The sequence below is a fragment of the Pontiella sulfatireligans genome (genome assembly GCF_900890705.1).
GTDB lineage: Bacteria > Verrucomicrobiota > Kiritimatiellia > Kiritimatiellales > Pontiellaceae > Pontiella > Pontiella sulfatireligans.
The window spans coordinates 1,993,337-2,008,779 of sequence record NZ_CAAHFH010000002.1; the positions used below are offsets into that span (position 1 = coordinate 1,993,337).

Here is a 15,443-nt window from a genome sequence, read left to right on the forward strand (position 1 = left end):
CAGATCGGGCACATGGTGGCGATGCGTCCCGCTCTGAATCAAACGCTTTTTCTGCGAAGAACGTTTTCCCAGCAAGCTGGGTGAAACGTTGCTACACCGGGTTAGCCTGGAAATAACGCCCGTTAGGTGTAGCACCGCTTCACCGGCTGAAAGCCGGAAAGCGGTCTTCTCAGAACCGAATACAAACAACCTCGCCCTGAAATTTCCAATCTTCCGCCCGTTCCACCAATCCCGCCTGTACCGGGTTCTGATAAGCATATTCCCACTTTTCCGAATAGCTCTCGCTATGCCGCAGCAGGTGATCGAAGAAACCGGGCTGCCAATGTGGCATCGGTGCATCGATAGCAGCGGACAAAGCCCGCTTCATCATCCGAACCGTTGTTCCGAGCGTGTGCTCGGGAGCCATGCGGACGAAGCAATGGATGTGATTGGGCATGATCACATAGCGACCCATCGCAATGCCGCGCGGTTCGGCCTTTTCGGCATAATGGCGGAACGCCGCGTGAACATAATCGTTGGCAAGAATTGGCTTCCGGTTGGCGGTACAGAACGTCACGAAATAAACCGGAGCGTCGTAGCTCTGGAAGATTTGATCGAGGCGATGCGGTTTGTTAGGACGTTCGCTCATGAGAGCAATATTGCAAAATTATCCGCTCGGGTTCAAATGCTTTTCCAGCGAAGAACGCTTTCCCTTGCTTCGCTGCGGGTGAAGCGTTGCTACACCAGATTAGCCTGATTCCAGATGTAGCACCGCTTCACCTCCCGAAGGGAGGAAAGCGGTTAAACTCCGTAGGCTTTGGCCAGCGTATCGGACAAATCGTTCACCTTCACTGAGCCTTTGGCGGCTTTGCGCAGACTGACCAAGCAGATCGGGCACATGGTGGCGATGCTGCCGCCGGCTTCCTTGAGTTGCTCCACGCGGTTGCCGGCGATGCGGTGCGACTCGGAGGGGAAGAGCGATTCGAGCGGTCCGCCGCAGCAGTGCGTGTTCTTGCCGCATAGGCGCGGCTCGTTCACTTTCGCGCCGGTCTTTGCCAGCAGCGCGCGGGGTTGCTCGACCACGTTTTCGTGGCGGGCATAGACGCAGGAGTCGTGCAGTGAGAGGTCGTCGGTAATCTGATTCGTCGGTTCGATGCCGCTTTCGGCGAGGACTTCCAGATAGCTCTTCACTTCGATGTCGAAGCCCTTCACGAATTCCGGGAAGACGGTGCGCAGGGTGTGCGTGGTGTGCGGATCGACCGTGATAATTTTTTCAACACCGTTCTTTTTGAACATGTCGGCCACGCGCTGGGCATGCTTGGCGAATGAGCCGTCGACGCCTTCGTCGTAGACGAGCGCGCCGGAATAGAGCTCTTCGCCGTAGAGATAGCCGAAATCAACGTCGGCTTTCTTGAGCAGCAGGGCAATGTTGCGCAGCATGCGGTCGTAGTCTTTCTGCTCGTCCTTCGAGGCCATCATGCCCATGAAGAAGGTCATGTTGATGAACTTGTTGACGTTGCGGCCGAGGCCGAAATATTTTGTCAGCGCGGAATCCTCAAACTTGGCCATCTGGCCGGACATCGCATCGATGATCGGGATGAGCTGATAGAGGTGGCCGGTGTAGAGAACGGTTTTTCCTCCCTTTGGAAGATCGAGCCCCTTCGCCCAGCGCGTTGCGGCGGCGGATGAGATCGGGAGTACGCTTTTGCGCTGGTTCAGGTTGTCGGCCAGAATGCCCAGAATGTCTTTAGTTGGTAACGGCATGGCGGCTCCTTATGAAAGATTGAATTCGTTTTCGTTAATGTATTTGCGGAGGAAGCGCACGTTGTCGGCAATGTTCACTTCGGCCGGACAGTTTTCGGCGCACATGCCGCACAGCAGACAGGAATAGATGGTGGAAATATTTTCCTTCACCTTGTCTTCGAGTCCAATCTGGACATAGCGGAAGAGTTTGCGCGGCAGCATTTCGATGCCCATCGGGCAGACGGCGGTGCAGACGCCGCAGTGCATGCAGGCATCGGCGTTGAACGTGTCGGAGCACTTTACGGCCAAAGCCATTTTTGATGATACCCTACTCATGGCTTTCTTCCTCCTGTTCCCTGAACTCATATTTAAAGTAGCCGTCAATATCCGGGCGGCCGATCTCTTCGACCATGCCGTAGCGACGCATTGCCATCATCCAGTAGACCGTTTCGTATTCGGGGGCGCCGAGCGCCTCCGAAACTTCCGGCACGGTTTTGGATCCTTCTTGCAGGATCGCCACAATGCGGTCCCTCATGATCATTTCATCGCGCATCACTTCGCGCATATCGCGTTTTGCCGTACTCATGCGGTCACCACCTCTTTGCTGCAGGCATCAATCATTGCCGTGATTTGTTGGTCGGTATAGCCCTCGATATCCAGCGCGTCGTGTGGGCAGATCGGCACGCAGGCGCCTTCGCCTTTACAGAGCGACTTGACCACAAAGGCCACTTCTTTTTCACCAAAGTTAATCTTTTCGATGGCGCCGTAGGGGCAGGCTTTCAGGCACTCGTCGCACCACAGGCACTTGTCGGTATCGACCCGCGCAATCAGCGGCTCGAGATCAACATAGCCCTTCATGAGCAGACCGCCCGCCTTGCTGACCGCTGCGAGCGAGGCGCCGACGCTTTCGGCCATCGTCTTCGGGCTTTGCGCCGCACCGGCGAGGAATACCCCGTCGATCACGGTTTCCACCGGGCGCAGCTTAATGTGCAGCTCGTTCAGGAAGCCGTCCTTGCTGATCGGCAGCTTGAGCAGGTTCATCAGGGTGGGGTTTTTCTTCGGCACCATGCCGGTGATGAGCACCACCAGGTCGGCCTGGATTTCAACTTCCTCTCCGCCCATCAATTTGTCTTTCACCGTAACGACGAGGCCGTCGGCGGTGTTGGCAACCGTTGGCGCTTCGGCGTCCGGGTAGCGCATGAAGACTGCGCCGCGGGTGCGGGCTTCTTCGTAGATCGTTTCGTTATGCCCGTAGGTGCGGATGTCGCGATAGAGGTGATACTGGTTCAAGTCGCCCGGTCGGTCTTCGAGACAGACGGCCATGTGGGTGCCGGCGTTGCAACAGTAGCGTGAGCAATACTGGTTCGGCTCGGGGCAGGCTTCGCTCTTTTTCTGACGGCTGCCGACGCAGTAGACAAACACCACGTTCTTGACCGGCTTGCCATTGTAGGTGAGTTCGCCTTCCTGATGGTCGGCAAAATCGCGGAACTGCGGCAGCGTCACGACACCATCGAGACCGAAGCCAAACTCGCCTTCCTGCGGTTCGTAGGAATCGAAGCCGGTCGCAATGAGCATTGCGCCGACCTGCAGCTGGACCGCCTCTTTTCCGCCGACCCGAAGGGTCACCTTAAAGTCGCCGATATAGCCGCTCTTCTCAATCATTTCAGCATCGGTGTAGAGCATGATGTTTTCGCGCATCTTCACCTCGTCGAGCAGGCTCTTGACGATGGCGCTGCCGTGCTGATCGTCCGGTGCCATGCGGCCCCAGTTTTTCACGGTGCCGCCGGCTTCCTTCTCTTTTTCAGCGATGAAGACTGAGAGCCCCATGTCGGAGAGGGCGAGGGCGCCGCGCAGGCCGCTGATGCCTGCGCCGATCACCAGCACCTTCGGAATGGTGTCGACCCGCAGCGCGGTCAGCGGCACGGAGAGCGACGCTTTGGCAATGCCGGCGCGAACGAGGGCAATGCCCTTTTCGGTCGCCCCGACCTTGTCGTTGGTGTGCGCCCACGAACATTGCTCGCGCAGGTTGACGTGTACATATTGGTATTTGTTGATGCCGCCGCGCTCCGCCATGTCGCGGAAGGTGAACATATGCAGTTTCGGCGAACAGGAGGCAATCACGAGTCCGTCGAGCTCCAACCCCTCGATGTCGTCGATCATTTCCTGCTGGGCCGCGTCGGAGCAGGTGAACATGTGGTTCTTGGAAACCACCACGCCCGGCTCGTTAGCGACCGCCGCGGCCACCGCTTTGACATCGACATAGTCCGAAATATTTCCGCCGCAGTGGCAGATGAAAACCCCGATTTTTCTTCCCGTAGCCATTATGAATTCCTCAGCTTTTGAATGTAGCCCGCTGCCTGGGCCGATGAAGCGCAGGCATGCAAAACCGTATCCGGAATGTCGCGCGCACCGATTACGGTGCCGGCGGCAAACAAACCTTCGATGTTGGTGCGTCCCGGCTGCGAGGTCGCATCCGGTTCCTTGATATAGGCAAATTCGTCGGCTTCGAGTTCGCTGCCCTTGAAGAGCTTGAGCGATTCGAGGTTGGGCAGGAAGCCGACGGTCAGCACGACCATGTCGTGTTCCGCTTCCTTCAGCCCGCCGTCGCCTTCCATGTCTTCGTAGTGCACCTTCAGGTTGCCGCCATCAAGTTCGTCGATCCGGGCCACTTTGCCTTTGGTGTATTCCACGCCCATGCCCTTCGACTGCTCGTAGAATTCGTCGTAGCCTTTACCGAACGCGCGGAAGTCGATGTAGTAAATCGTCACGTCCGCCATGGGCAGCGCACCCATCACGAGCTGCGCGTGCTTGGCCGAATACATGCAGCCGATGCGGCAGCAGAGCGGGTTGCAGACCGTGTGGTCGCGCGAGCCGTTGCAGAGCACGATGGCGATGCTTTCCGGCTCCCTACCGTCTGACGGACGCAGCACGCCGTTGTACGGGCGGGTCGGCGCCAGCAGACGGTCCATCTGCGGGCCGGAGATGACGTTCGGATATTTCCCGTAGCCCATCAGCTCTTTGCCGGCCGGATCGAGAATCTCATAGCCGGTGGAAATAATCACCGAGCCGACGGTCATTTCCAGCGGTTCCGGATTCATATTAAAGTTGATGCAGTCGCCGGGGCAAACATTCACACATTCCTGGCACTGCGAGCACTCGCCGCAACCGAGGCACCGATTCGCGGAATCGCGTGCTTCGGCTTCGGTCATGGTTTCTTCATAGGCCTCGAAACTCTGAATGCGTTTATGCGGCTCGAGTTCGCGTATCGCGGTCGGCGGTACGGTGGAGCAATTTCCGGAGCAGGAAATAATCTCCTCCTTGTCGGCGATTTCCAGTTCCAATTCAAAACCAACATCGAGCGATTCGCCCTTGAGCATGCGGTCGATGTAGAAGGCGGCCTTGCGGCCTTGCCCCATGGCTTCGACGATGATCGACGGGCCGAGCACGGCGTCGCCGCCGGCAAAGACCATCGGGTCTGCCGTCTGGAGGGTTTGCTCGTTGACCGGGATGGTTTTGTTGCCTTTCAGCTCCAGCTCGCTCTCGAACGGGATGGTGCTCGGCGAGAGGCCGACCGCCATCACGACCACGTCGGCGGGAATTTGTTGTTCCGAACCTTCGGCGGTGGAGAAGCCGGTCATGCGGCCGTTTTCATCAAAGTCGATTTTGTCGACCGTCAGCACTTCAAGAATGCTGTTGCCGGCATCGTCGGTGTAGATGCGTTTGGTGGAGACGCCGGTGTAGAACGTGATGCCTTCCTCATCCGCTTCGCGGACTTCGAAGTCGAGCGCGGGCATTTTGTCTTTTTCTTCAAGGCAGACGATCGCCACACTCTTGGTGCCCATGCGGACCGCGGCGCGGGCCACGTCGAGCGCCACGTTGCCGCCGCCGAGTACGACAAAATCTTTGCCTTCAATATCAGGGAGTTCGTCACCGACATTGGTGTCTTTCAGGAACGACATGCAGTCGGTCACGTCGGCGAGATTATTTCCAGTGATTGGAATAATGCGCGGGTTCTGGTTGCCGACGCCAACGAAGACGGCGTCGTAGCCGGCTTCTTTCAGGGAGGCAATGCTTTCCACCGGGCTGTTGGTTTTAATCTCCACGCCGAGCGCGGTGATGTTCATGATGTCGCGGTCGAGCAGCGATTTGGGCATGCGGTAGGCAGGCATCCCGTGGCGCAGCATGCCGCCGGCCTGCGGTTCGGATTCGAAGACCGTAACCTGGTGACCCTGTTTGGCCAGGTGGAACGCGGCGGTCAGTCCGCCGGGGCCGGAACCAATGATGGCGACCTTGGAGTCGAGCTGGGTTTCCACGGGGCCATAGTCAGGCTCGGGATGGCGGTCGTAGTACCAATCGACCATAAAGCGTTTGATGGCGCGAATGTTGACGGAGCCTTCCATGTCGTCGCGGGTGCATTCGCCTTCGCAGGGGGCATAACACGCACGGCTCAAACTTCCAACCAATGGAGCATCGGCCAAATGGAGCTTGAAGCCTTCTTCATATTTTCCGGCGCGAACGAGAGAAACAAAACCGCTCGGCTTTACACCGGCCGGGCACGTGTGCGTGCAGGGGGGCTGGGCGCTGCGGCTGATGACCGCCTTCTTCGGAATGGCCTGCGGGAAGGGGATGTGCGCGGCGCGGCGGGCAATCATGTTGTAGTTGTATTCGTCGGGGATCGGCACGGTGCAGACCTCTTCGCACTGGCCGCAGCCGGTGCAGGTGGTCTGGTCGACGTAGGTCGGCTTCTTGTGCATGTTGACGTGGAACGAGCCGTCTGCATTTTTGGTAACGGCATCGACTTCGCTGTAGGTCATCAAGGTAATATTCGGATGGTGCAGGCTCTGCGCCATCTTTGGGGTCGAGATGCAGCTGGCGCAGTCGAGGGTCGGGAATACCTTGGAAAGCAGGATCGTGCGCCCTCCAATGCTGGGGTCTTTTTCGACAAGCAGAACCTTGAAGCCCATGTCGCCGAGGGAGAGCGATGCCTCCATGCCGGCGGTGCCGGCGCCGACCACCATTACATCGTAGTCCATATCTTTTTTATCGCTCATTTTTCCTCCAGCTTGCTGAGGTCTTTTTGAAAATTGTTCATGTGCGCCACAAAGTTATCCGCACAGACGGAGCAGATCCCCGACATTTTAAGCCGCTTCGGGCTGATGTCGTTTTCCTTCATCAGATCCTGGGCTTTTTTGATGAGTGCGCTGGTGCGCGGGGTGCAATCGGCCAGGAAAGAGCAGTCGCCGCCGCATCCGGCGATAAAGACGCCGTCGAAGCCCTGCTTGATCGCGTGGACGATCCATGAGGGTTTTACGCCGCTGGAGCAGGGCAGGGGAATAATCTGGACCTCGGTGGAATAGTGCATGTGCGCACTGCCGGCCAAATCGATGCCTGGATCCGAGATGCTGTTGGTCGAGAAGACCAGAATCTTTGGTTGGGGTTCTTTGCTTTTCATGGCGGGGCCTGGTTAATCGTTAGCTGTTACTGGTTATTAGGAAAGGTGGGTCATTGGCTACTATTAACGAGCAGCCAATAACCATTAGTGGTCGTTAGACCAATTTCTTCATGTATACGCGCCAGAAGCCGTCGTCTTCATAGTCGCCGACATACTCGTGCTTCATTTTTTTGCTCCAGCGCTGGATGTCGATGATGGTGCCTTCGTCCGAAGACATAACGCACATCACTCCGCCTACCGGGCAATCGCCGATGGCGCGTTTAGCGTCCAGCAAAGGTCCGGGGCAAGCCGTTCCGCGTGCGTCTACTTCTACTGCTACGTCTAATGCTTTCAGTTCTTCGCTCATGGTTTTCTCCTATTGGTTAATTAGTAATTCGTAAAACGTAATGCGTAACTCGTGATGCGGAAAATTACGCATTACGAATTACTCGTTACTCCCTTTACATAAAGAAGCACTGCTTCGATTCCTGGAACATGCCGACAAAGGCGCCGACGCCGACAAAGTCCATATGCGGATAGTCGATCAGCTCTTCCTTTTTGATGCCCATCAATTCCATGGCCATGGTGCAGACATGGATGCGGATGCCGAATTCGGCGGCGTCTTTCATCAGTTCCTCAATCGACTTGGCGTTGTGCATCTTCATGACCATTTTGATCATGGGCGGCCCCATGCCCATCATCTGCATCTTGGAAAGGGGGAGCTTTCCGGCGCTCTTCGGCAGCATGGCACCGAACATTTTCCCGAGGAGATCCTTCTTCGCGTGCTTCTTCGGGTCCCGCAGGGCGGAAAGTCCCCAGAAGGTGACAAAGATATCCACTTCCATGTCGTAGGCCGCCGCGCCGAGGGCGATGATGAAGGTGGCGATGGTTTTGTCCAGATCGCCGCTCATGAGGCCAAGACAAAGCTTGTCGCCGGGGGCTTGTTCTTCCAGCGCCTCCACGCGAGCCATCAATGATTTGATCATTTCTTCCTGATTCATGGTTTCTTCGCTCATAGTCTCTCCGGTCGTTAGGTTAATGGGTTAAAACGGTCTCTTCGTCGTAGTCGCGGGCGATACGCCCCTGCGCTTCCATTTCTTCGAGCAGGAATTCACGCATGATATGGCAGCCCTCAACAAGCTTCGGGTTTTTAAGGCGGTAGTAGACGGTCTGGCCGTCCTTGCGGTTGAGCACCACGCCCTTGTCCTTCATCGTGCGCAGGTGCTGGCTGACGGTGCTGACGGAGGTTTCGAGCGCTTTGGCCAGCTCGCCGACGCAGCATTCGCCGGAGCTCAAAATTTCGACGATGGCAATGCGCTTAGCGTTCGCCATCATCTGGCAAAGCTCGGCCTGCAGTTCGAACAACTGGAAGTTGCATGGTTTCATAGTCGCTAAAGTACGCACGTTTTAAACATCCGTAAAGATAAATATCAGAATATAATAATAAACGCATATCGAAGCGAAAGGTGATAACCATGTGCTTATTATGGGAAGGCCTGTTATTGCTGGCCCAGCGCAGGTATTGATCCCTTTGTGCGTACGGTCTCGCCATCACCAAAGTCACGGAACCCTGCGCGATCGTGCAGACTTCCGTGACTTGTGTTCCCCTTTTTGATTTCCAATGGTTGGAACTTACTCTGCCAGATGCTGGTCTAGGAAGGCCTTGATCAGCTGGTAGCGCTCTTCGTCGCTGAAGACCATGCCGCCGTGGCCGGCGCCTTTGATAATATGCAGCTCGGAGGTGAGACCGGCCTTTTGATAGCGCTCGTGCAGGAGCTTGCTCTGCTCGACCGGAACCGTTTTGTCCTGATCGCCGTGCAGGATCAGCACGGGCGGATCATCTTTGGATAGATAGGTAAGCGGAGAGGCGTGCGTGAGCTGCTCTTGGCGAAACTCATGGGCTTTATTGAACCGTTCGCTTGTTTTGGAAAAAGCTGAAAAGTCACTTGGTCCATAGAGATCGACGATCGCTTTGACCGTGGAGCTCTGATTGGTGTTTCCCCCAACCGTTCCTTCCAGCTCTTGGACGCCGCTGCTCATGCCCAGCAGCAGGGAAAGGTGCCCTCCGGCGGAACCGCCGCCCACGGCAACGCGTTCGGGATCGTAGCCGTATTCGGCAGCATGGGCGCGCAGCCAGCGCACCGCGCCTTTGCAGTCGTGGATGTTTTTCGGATGGATCGAAAGATCCTTCAGGCGGTAGTTAATGCTGGCGACGGCATAGCCTTCGCCGCTCAACCGGAGGATGGCCGGATTGACGTTGGCTTTGTCGCCGTTTTTCCAGCCGCCTCCGTGGATCCAGACCATCAGGGGCGGATTCTTCGCTTCCGGAAGATAAAGATCGAGCTGGAGCGATTCGCCGTCCTCTACGCTATATTCAAGGTCGCGATGCGCCGTAATGTTTTCTGGAAGTTGGCGCTGGCGGTATTGCCTCTGGGGCTTGGCTGCCTTTTCGTTTAGCTCATTGATTGCGGCTTCCATGCCGTTGGCATTGTACCAGCCTTGGCGCAGGACTATTTTTCCGGTGCGATCGATCAGCAAACCAATATTGGGGCCGGCGCCGAGGGTGTTGGCCGCTGTTCGTTCCAGACCGTCGACATACAGTGCGTTTCCATGATCGATCTTTTGGTCAAACAGTTGCGCGAGCGCCAGCTTTTCCTCGAAGGTTTGGGGCTGCGGGTGGGTGCGGGCACCTAGTGTTCGACCGGGCGAGGATTGTCCGTCCTCTGCGGGATGCGCCTCTTTAACATAGAGCACGGCCACGTTGACTTCGCTCGAATAGGATCCCGAGAGCGGTTTGAGCGAGGGGCAGCTGCCGACGGAGATGGGGCAGGTTGCGGATGCGGTCACCAGTACGGCTGGCTTGTTTTTCCAAAGAGTGGAAAGCTTCACTTCCTTGCCATCAAGGTCGTAGACCGTCAGTTCGGGGATTTTTTGGCCGGGCTGAAGTCCTTGCGTGGCAAAGCGGTTGCCGCTTTGTTCGCGAGTGTCGCCTTGCCTTTGGCGGCCTCTCCGCGCTTTCATGGCGGCGTCGAACTCGGCGCGGGTGGCCTTGCCGTCTTTGTCCGCATCCATCCGGTCGAACATTTGCGGGTTCCCGCGAAACTCGTCCTGGGTGACCACGCCGTCGTTGTTTTGGTCGTTGCGTTCCAGCAAGCGGTCATAGGTGAACTGCTGCTGTGCGGACAGCGGGGAAAGGATGAATAGGAAGGCAGCGAAACACAGTCCTGTCTTAAGCATGGTCTTCATGACGCCTCCGAGGTTGCGTGTATAACGGATATGCCCGTTCATTTATTGGAACGCTTGAACCACTCGTTCAGCTCGCTATTGAAACGTTCCCGTTGGTCACTATTTCCTGATGGAAATTATGGCTGCGCGGCTTCGAAAATTATCATTCCATGGCCCAGCAAGCTGGGTGAAGCGGTTTCCAGGCGTTGTGTGTGCTTTGTTGTCGCGTTGGCTCTATGAGCCAATCCGGCAGAAAAGGGCAGGCCGATGGGGTTCGCCACGGAGGGCGCAGAGGACCACGGAGCAATGTGTTGGAACCACAGATATACGCGGATGGACGCAGAAAATTAACCACATGAGCCCAAGCGAGAGCAATTGCACGAAGTTCGCGAAGGCGGAGCGGGGTGCGCTGAGGCCTACAGCGATAAAGAGCCGTTCTTTCCAGAATTATTTTTTGAACATGATGACAAGATGTAGGTCTGTAATGACTCACTGTTAACCCATATGGAGATTGATATGAAGAAAATCATAAGTATTGCAGCAGTAGTCCTGATGTTTGCCGGTGCGTTTGCCCTGGCTGGAGAAGGTAAAAAATGCACTGCGGGCCAGACAGATAAGAAGGCCGAATGTTCGGCATGTCCGTCTGAAAAGAAAGCGGAATGCTCGACAGCGAAGAAGGCTGAGTGCTCGGCCAAGAAAGCGGAATGCTCGACCAAGAAGGCGGAATGCACGAAGAAGTAATCAGACCATCCTATTTAAAAAGAAGGCCGTCCCTTTTGAGGGGCGGCTTTTTGTTTACATAATGAATTTCACCGGCGATATATCCGAAAGCGGATTTGCAGCATCAAACAGTTCCGAAAATGGGCCATCATCTCCGCCGAATACCGCAAAGCCGCCCGTGTCTGTTTTTTGGCAGGATTACAGGATCTACAGGATGGCTGAACGCCGGGGTTTCTTAAATCCTGTCCTATTGTGGCTTTGAGCCTTGCTAAGGGGATGAAGCAACGGCGTGTGCGCCTTTTTTTCATATGTTTGAAAAGCTTATCCCGCCACGAATTGACGGGGCATCCGCTAGGCGTTAGCATATTCACCAATAAAGAGCACCCGCGCTCATTGTCCGTTGGCAGAGGATATAAATGAATTTATCAAAACAAGCTATGCCGCTCATTGGGTTCGTTGTTTTCACATGGGTGGCAAGATTTATTTGGGAATCGCCAATGTGGGAGGTTGCGGAAGATATGGCACTGAGCCTTTTTGCGATCTTTGTTGCCATAAAGATTATTCAGGATTCCAAAAAGTCGAATGTAGAAAAGAAGGCCTGTTCTAAACTCATTGAGCAAATCAGTTTTATGAGTAAACCCAACATGGCTAAAAAACATCCATTTCGTAATGCTGAAATTATGGGGTGGCTGACCGGATGCGCCGCCCTATATTTAATGGTGCATGCGGCATTAAAAATATAACGAGCCATCTGAGGTTGATGCAGGCAAGCGGCTTCCCAGAGGAAAGCGGTAGAGCGGCTAATTTTTCCCAATGTTCGGGAAGCGGGTGTCGGGATAGGGGGAGCGGGTTTGGAGGGAATCGGTTGTGCAGGTTTCGTCGCAGCGCCCGCATTGAACGCAATGGAAGCTGGATACCTTGACGGTACGTTTCGCGAAGTCGGCGGAGATCGCTTGCGTAGGGCAGGTTTTGGTGCATTGGATACAGGAAAAACAACTTTCCGGGTCGATGCTGCGTTTCCGGAGTCCGATCATGGAAAAGAAACCGAGCAGGACGCCGTAGGGACAGACAAAGCGGCAGAACGGGCGCGGCACGAATACGCCGAGCAAAAGGGTGAAGCCGAGCGTCAGCCAGGCAAACAGGTCTCCAACCAACAGCAGGCGCGGTTCAGTTAGTGTGCCGCGCAGGAAATCGCCGAGCTGGTCGATCCAGGCATAGCCGGTGAAGAAGATCAGCTTGTAGACATCGAGCTTGCAGGCGAGGAAGATGCCGCCGCGCAGCGCGGCCCAAATCGTGGCGGCAAGCAGCGCGAAAGGCAGGATCCGGAGAATACCGTTTAGCCGCGGCGGCAGCTGGTAGCCGTCCTTACGCGCCAGCAGATGCTGGATGGCGCCGAGCGGGCAGGCCGATGTGCAAAAGACGCGGCCAAAGAAAAAGGCCGTGATCAGCGGCAGCAGAAAGAGGATCGCCACGGTCTTGCCGATCAGCTCAGGTGCGGCCAGGCCAATGCAAAAGTTGGTGGTGGCGCCGACCGGGCAGATGCAGCCGCCGCGAAACAGGCCGAAGTAGGCCAGCGCAACGACGGCCAAGGCCGTGAACCGGCACTTGCGATGGTGCCTGACCGAGAGCAGGCTCGCCACGCCCAGCAGGAGGGCAAGCACAACCACATCGGCCACTTCCCAGCTAAACGATTCGTGCAGGAATTCCTGCGGGACATACGCCTCTTTGTAGTCCGCCAGCTCCGGCGTCGGCGGGCGGTCGCAATCTTCCACTTCTTGGGCGACGGTCACGAAGGGCGTGAGCAGAAACAGTGATGCAAGCAGCAGGGCCTTTATTGCGGGAAAACGCTTGAACCACTCGCAAAGCGAAGGAAAGCGTGGGGTCCTCCAACGAAAAATAGACCGGATCAAGCGCCTTCTCCCATCAGGTAGGTGTGGTCGAACCAATAGTCGCCGCGGTAGTCGTCGACCGGCTCGCGCGGGATGCGTTCGATGGCGTCGTGCGGACAGGCGACGGCAATGGCGCACTCGTTGCAGCCGAGGCAGAGGTCGGGGCGGATGGCGAGGAACATGGACTGGGTGCCGTGATGGTTGCAGCGCTTCGTGCATTGGCCGCAGGCGATGCAAAGCGTGGGATCTTGCGAATAGAGAAAGAGCCCGTCCACGCCGCCGCTAAAGTTTTTGCGCTTAACCGCATCGACCGGGCAGACGCGCTCGCCTTCGCTCTCGATTTTATCGGAATCAATCTTTGTGCTGGTGATGTGGCCGTAGCAGACGACGCAGTTGGAGCACTTCGTTTGGTCGTTCAGCGCCTTTACGGCAGAGGGCTTGCGGACGCAGGCGGTTTCGCAGATGCCGCAGTTGCGGCATTTGTCCGGGTTGATTTGCCAAGCGAACTGCCGGCCCTGTGCGATGAATTCGGCGTCTTCCGCCGGCGGCGAAAAGATGCGGAAGGTGGCCGTGCCGAGCGCGGCGGCGCCGAGCAGTTGCCCGCCGAGGCGGAGATAGTTTCTGCGCGAGCTCATGGCTGGTTCTCCAGTTCGGGCGGGTTCCACGGGGCGGGCTCGACAAACCCGCTGCCCAGCAGGCTTTCGGGCGCGTTTTCCCCAGACAGCGCCAGCAGGGCTTTTTGCACGCGTTTGGCGTCGGCTTCACGGACCTTGTTCATGTCGAGCATCAGCGAGGTCAGCGGAATTCGTTCGGTTTGTCCCAGAGTCCGGAATTCTTCCGGCTTGGCAAAGTCCACGGCGCAGTCGGCCGAAAGGGCATAGTCGCTGATCACGGCCGCGTCGGCTTCTTCGTCCAGCAACACGCCGATGTTTTCGCCGCAACTGGCGTTGGTTCCGATCTTGGCGGGCAGAATGCCCTTGGCGGCAAACAACTGTTTGGCGGCTTGATGCTTTTCGTAGGCATCGGTTTGGCCGAGATAGATGTGTTTGCCGTTTAGCTCTTCCAGAGTCTGGATGGGGGAGTCGGTGGGGACAATCACGCTGCCGGTCAGCCAGCGGTTGCCGTTCGGGTCGAGCACATCGACGATGCGCTGGAACGAGGCCCCCGCCTGCTTCTGCAGGCGCAGCGCCGTCCACGGCTTGGAAAGCACGCCGTCGTATTCGTTCGCCACGATGGCCTCTTCCAGTTGGTAGGGCTCCGTGAAATAGGTGAATTGCAATTCGATGCCGCTGTCGGACTTCAGCTTTTCCAAGGTATCGGCATAGCCTCGCGCCGCCACATCGTGGACGCAAAAGCAGGCGGTGTCGGTGCAGTAAATATCGTTCACGGCGATCTTCAATGCAATCGGCGACTGAGGCGCGCACCCGCACAGCAGCGCGAGGGCGGTCGCGGTTAGGCTAGTGGTTATGGCACGCATTTTACGATATATCCTTTTTCGGCGGCGCCGAGATAGATGACGCCTTTGCTGTCGACCGCCACCGGGATAAAGCTGCAGCCTTTCACGAGCTCTTCCACGCCGGGGATCTGGACGGCATTCTGGCCGTTGGCGTCATAGACCTTGATGCGCGTTGGATCTTTTTCGACCGTCAGGATGCCGCGGTTGGGCAGATAGGCTGCGCTGACCGGATTGCAGCAGCCTTGGAAATCGTCGATGCCGCGCCCGCGCTTGCCGAATTCACTCACCAGCTTGCCGTCGAGGCTGTAGCGCTGCAGCTTGAACGCCCCGAGGTTCGAGATCGCAACCGTGTTGTCCGGCCCCTCGCAAAAATCGAAGATGCCGCAACAGAGCCGCAGGCCCTTTTTTATCCGTCCGGTTTCCTTGCCGGTTTCCACGTCGTGGAAAACCAAGGCGCGGGCGGAGAGGTCGGCTACCGCCAGCTTGCCGTCCACAATGCGCGCCGCTCTGGCGGACTTGAGCTGGTCGAGTTTCATGGTTTTAAGCTTCTTGCCCTTGGCGTCGAAAACGCCGCACTCGACGCCGACCGGGACTTGCACCGTTCGCATGCGCGCGCCGGACTTGACCTTTTTGGTTTCGGTCAGGGTGGAGAGCACGTAGAGGCTGCCGTCCGCCGACACGGCCAGGGCTTCCGTATTTTCCAGGCCGGTATCGAGAGTGGAGGCCACGGTGCCGTCTGGATTGAAAACGGTTATTTTCCCGTTCATTTCGAGCGCGCAGAGGGTGTCGTTGGCGCCGATGGCAATTTGGCTGACCGCGCCGAGCTTGCCCTTGCCGATGTTTCCTTCAACGCGGTATTCCGCACGGGCGGCCACACAGCAGGCGAGCAGGGCGGTCATCAATATTGCAGCGGGGCTTTTCATAACGGCTTCTCCAGTGATTTCATGAAAACATCATAATATTCACCAGCATGCACCCCAAAAGAAGCCGTTCCCCCTTC

General features: G+C 56.9%; 17 protein-coding genes. 2 read left to right on the top strand and 15 right to left on the bottom strand.

Annotation, left to right across the window (positions count from 1 at the left end):
- Positions 1-169: 169 nt before the first annotated feature.
- From SCARR_RS21220 to SCARR_RS21270, 11 genes are all read right to left on the bottom strand, one after another.
- Positions 170-628 carry an REP-associated tyrosine transposase gene (locus tag SCARR_RS21220; RefSeq protein WP_136063646.1) on the bottom strand — a complete coding sequence of 153 codons (459 nt, stop codon included), beginning with the start codon at positions 626-628 and terminating at the stop codon, positions 170-172.
- A gap of 152 nt (positions 629-780) precedes the next feature.
- Positions 781-1,743: a (Fe-S)-binding protein gene (locus SCARR_RS21225; protein WP_136063647.1), complete on the bottom strand. Its 963-nt coding sequence runs from the start codon at positions 1,741-1,743 to the stop codon at positions 781-783.
- Between the two features lie 9 nt (positions 1,744-1,752).
- Positions 1,753-2,058, bottom strand: coding sequence for a 4Fe-4S dicluster domain-containing protein (locus SCARR_RS21230; RefSeq protein WP_222846386.1), 306 nt, complete (start codon positions 2,056-2,058; stop codon positions 1,753-1,755).
- On the bottom strand, positions 2,051-2,308 hold the full coding sequence (locus SCARR_RS21235; protein ID WP_136063649.1) for a MarR family transcriptional regulator: 258 nt from the start codon (positions 2,306-2,308) through the stop codon (positions 2,051-2,053). Before SCARR_RS21235 ends, SCARR_RS21230 begins: the two co-directional genes overlap by 8 nt.
- A complete protein-coding gene (locus SCARR_RS21240) occupies positions 2,305-4,044 on the bottom strand; it encodes a CoB--CoM heterodisulfide reductase iron-sulfur subunit A family protein (protein WP_136063650.1) in 1,740 nt (579 codons plus the stop codon). Before SCARR_RS21240 ends, SCARR_RS21235 begins: the two co-directional genes overlap by 4 nt.
- Entirely contained in the window at positions 4,044-6,773 is a 2,730-nt protein-coding gene (locus SCARR_RS21245) for an FAD-dependent oxidoreductase (protein ID WP_222846387.1), read from the bottom strand. The genes SCARR_RS21240 and SCARR_RS21245 overlap by 1 nt, the downstream gene beginning before the upstream one ends.
- The gene (locus SCARR_RS21250) at positions 6,770-7,174 is read right to left on the bottom strand and encodes a hydrogenase iron-sulfur subunit (protein ID WP_136063651.1); all 405 of its coding nucleotides are present in this window, start codon (positions 7,172-7,174) and stop codon (positions 6,770-6,772) included. The genes SCARR_RS21245 and SCARR_RS21250 overlap by 4 nt, the downstream gene beginning before the upstream one ends.
- A gap of 94 nt (positions 7,175-7,268) precedes the next feature.
- Positions 7,269-7,520 carry a sulfurtransferase TusA family protein gene (locus SCARR_RS21255; RefSeq protein WP_136063652.1) on the bottom strand — a complete coding sequence of 84 codons (252 nt, stop codon included), beginning with the start codon at positions 7,518-7,520 and terminating at the stop codon, positions 7,269-7,271.
- Positions 7,521-7,614: 94 nt separating this feature from the next.
- Positions 7,615-8,169 carry a DsrE/DsrF/DrsH-like family protein gene (locus SCARR_RS21260; RefSeq protein WP_222846388.1) on the bottom strand — a complete coding sequence of 185 codons (555 nt, stop codon included), beginning with the start codon at positions 8,167-8,169 and terminating at the stop codon, positions 7,615-7,617.
- 19 nt (positions 8,170-8,188) lie between these two features.
- Positions 8,189-8,539, bottom strand: a complete 351-nt coding sequence (locus SCARR_RS21265) for an ArsR/SmtB family transcription factor (protein WP_136063653.1) — start codon at positions 8,537-8,539, stop codon at positions 8,189-8,191.
- A gap of 246 nt (positions 8,540-8,785) precedes the next feature.
- A complete protein-coding gene (locus SCARR_RS21270) occupies positions 8,786-10,399 on the bottom strand; it encodes an alpha/beta hydrolase fold domain-containing protein (RefSeq protein ID WP_136063654.1) in 1,614 nt (537 codons plus the stop codon).
- A gap of 495 nt (positions 10,400-10,894) precedes the next feature.
- On the opposite strand from SCARR_RS21270, the gene SCARR_RS21275 reads away from it, so the two are divergent.
- Both SCARR_RS21275 and SCARR_RS21280 read left to right on the top strand, forming a co-directional pair.
- The gene (locus SCARR_RS21275; RefSeq protein ID WP_136063655.1) at positions 10,895-11,119 is read left to right on the top strand and encodes a hypothetical protein; all 225 of its coding nucleotides are present in this window, start codon (positions 10,895-10,897) and stop codon (positions 11,117-11,119) included.
- 395 nt (positions 11,120-11,514) lie between these two features.
- The gene (locus SCARR_RS21280; RefSeq protein ID WP_136063656.1) at positions 11,515-11,841 is read left to right on the top strand and encodes a hypothetical protein; all 327 of its coding nucleotides are present in this window, start codon (positions 11,515-11,517) and stop codon (positions 11,839-11,841) included.
- 57 nt (positions 11,842-11,898) lie between these two features.
- Here the strand turns inward: SCARR_RS21280 and SCARR_RS21285 are convergent, their stop codons facing one another.
- The 4 genes from SCARR_RS21285 to SCARR_RS21295 are packed head-to-tail and all read right to left on the bottom strand — an operon-like array spanning position 11,899 to position 15,366.
- Positions 11,899-13,008 carry a 4Fe-4S binding protein gene (locus tag SCARR_RS21285; RefSeq protein WP_168433505.1) on the bottom strand — a complete coding sequence of 370 codons (1,110 nt, stop codon included), beginning with the start codon at positions 13,006-13,008 and terminating at the stop codon, positions 11,899-11,901.
- Positions 13,005-13,622, bottom strand: a complete 618-nt coding sequence (locus SCARR_RS28365; protein WP_168433506.1) for a 4Fe-4S dicluster domain-containing protein — start codon at positions 13,620-13,622, stop codon at positions 13,005-13,007. The genes SCARR_RS21285 and SCARR_RS28365 overlap by 4 nt, the downstream gene beginning before the upstream one ends.
- Positions 13,619-14,464 carry a phosphate/phosphite/phosphonate ABC transporter substrate-binding protein gene (locus tag SCARR_RS21290; RefSeq protein ID WP_136063658.1) on the bottom strand — a complete coding sequence of 282 codons (846 nt, stop codon included), beginning with the start codon at positions 14,462-14,464 and terminating at the stop codon, positions 13,619-13,621. The genes SCARR_RS28365 and SCARR_RS21290 overlap by 4 nt, the downstream gene beginning before the upstream one ends.
- Complete coding sequence (locus SCARR_RS21295) at positions 14,452-15,366, bottom strand: NHL repeat-containing protein (protein WP_136063659.1); 915 nt, start codon at positions 15,364-15,366, stop codon at positions 14,452-14,454. Before SCARR_RS21295 ends, SCARR_RS21290 begins: the two co-directional genes overlap by 13 nt.
- Between the last annotated feature and the right edge of the window lie 77 nt (positions 15,367-15,443).